Source organism: Ahrensia sp. 13_GOM-1096m (genome assembly GCF_000620605.1).
GTDB classification, from domain to species: domain Bacteria; phylum Pseudomonadota; class Alphaproteobacteria; order Rhizobiales; family Rhizobiaceae; genus Ahrensia; species Ahrensia kielensis.
The window spans coordinates 1-1,687 of the sequence record NZ_JIAX01000004.1; the positions used below are offsets into that span (position 1 = coordinate 1).

Here is a 1,687-nt window from a genome sequence, read left to right on the forward strand (position 1 = left end):
GCCTTCATGTGATAGGCAATAGAACGCACTTCACGTTCAGCCATTTCAGCCTTGAGCAGCTGTGAGAGTATGGGCATGGCTACGTCGAATGCAGGCGCCCCCTGTTCGATAAGGTCGCCCACGGCCTGTGCCATTCCAGGCAACTTTAGGCTGCGCAGCATGATGACGATGGCAGCACCAGCAGGATCATGACGCATGACGCGTACCTCCTTGGCGCAGCCCATCGTAGCGGCTGACATTGGCCTCCGGTTCCTTACTCAAGGAGAGCGCGGAGGGCGGCGTTACATCTGGCAAGTCAGTTGGCTTTCCATCCACCAGCCTGTGAAGGAGGTTCAGTACGTGGGTCTTGGTCGGCACGCCGGCTTCCAGCGCCATTTCCACAGCGCAGAGCACGGCCTGTTCGTCATGCTGCAAAACTAAGGACAGGATATCGACCATTCATTGACCGACAGTCGTTTGCTTTCAAACGACAAGTATCCGTATTGGTCAAGTGGGTATTTCCACCCATTTCCGGCCGTCGCGTAGCAATGTATTTGCAACGACAATGAGCTTTCGCATGACTGCCGTTATTGCGGTTTTCTTACATTTTCCGGTTGATACTAGCTGCTGATATTTTGCCTTCATGTCAGGATTAAAGCGTGTAGCAACGACAGCGGGTAAATAAACGGCTTGCCTTACGCTTGCTCGACCGCCTTGTATATGCTCTTTGCCGCGCCATTTTCCTGATTGCTTTGATATGGGCGCAAGCCCGGCCAACGCAGCAGCCTGCTTACTACTCAGCGTTCCAAGCTCGGGCATTTCAGTTAAAATTGCGCAAGCTGTGACTTTTGCAATGCCCGGAATGCTCATGAGAATTTCGGCTCGTTGGCGCAAATCATTATCTGCTGCGACAATGGCGTCGATCGCTGTTGCAACTTGTGATAAGTCGCGCTCAATCTGCTTCAAGCGACGTCCTATTTGCTGAGACAGCAACTTATGTGACGTGGCCGCAAGTCTAGCTTTTGCAGCAGTACGATCTTTGATCAATGCCTGTCTGGCAGTCGCTAATTGCTTGAGATCATACAATGACTGGCTTTTGGCTTGGTCTATTTTCAACTCCAGAAGTGCGCCCATCTTAGCCAGCATAGCAGCATCTACTTGGTCTGTTTTAGCCAGTTGGCCGGCACCTTCGCAGAACCGGCGTGCCTGACGCGGGTTAACTCTGGCGAACGGAATGTTGTGCGTCGCCAAGCCAACCTCAAGGTGCCTGCCATATATACCTGTCGCTTCAAATACGATCAGCGATGCCTCTGTATGGTGTATCCAAATGATCATCGCATTCAGACCAGTTTTGGTATTGGCAAATTGCTTGTGCTTATGTTTTGAAAGCCAATACACATCTAGCATGTCTTTCGAGATATCAATTCTTATGGTATCAATCATCGTCTTTTCCTCACCTAGTCTTGTCATGCGAGCCCAAAGCCCATGTATCCGTTCAGGTCGATTGAAAAGACGGAGGCGACCATACTCGACGATGGTCCACTACGACCAAGAGGGGAACGGTCCGACCTCCGTCACTGCCCAGCATTGCGTGTGACTGTCATGCTGGGCAGCGTTCCAGCTTCGCACGGGAACCGATAAATTCATAAAACAAGAGGGACACGGTCACCGCCAGGACGTTGCAGCATTAGGTCCTGCAACGTCCTGA

The 1,687-nt window shown here is 51.6% G+C and carries 1 protein-coding gene and 2 pseudogenes; all 3 read right to left on the bottom strand.

Annotated elements, in window-relative coordinates:
• A pseudogene (locus N530_RS17135) lies at positions 1 to 197 on the bottom strand (ATP-binding protein); the annotation flags it as partial.
• Positions 187 to 438: pseudogene (locus N530_RS0100315) on the bottom strand (IS21 family transposase); the annotation flags it as partial. The pseudogenes N530_RS17135 and N530_RS0100315, both read right to left, overlap by 11 nt.
• 48 nt (positions 439 to 486) lie before the next feature.
• A complete protein-coding gene (locus N530_RS0100320) occupies positions 487 to 1,422 on the bottom strand; it encodes an IS110 family transposase (RefSeq protein WP_026479053.1) in 936 nt (311 codons plus the stop codon).
• Positions 1,423 to 1,687: the final 265 nt, after the last annotated feature.

Excerpts from the sequence above, each read along its gene's own strand:
- N530_RS0100320 (WP_026479053.1), bottom strand. The coding sequence starts at position 1,422 with ATGATTGATACCATAAGAATTGATATCTCGAAAGACATGCTAGATGTG.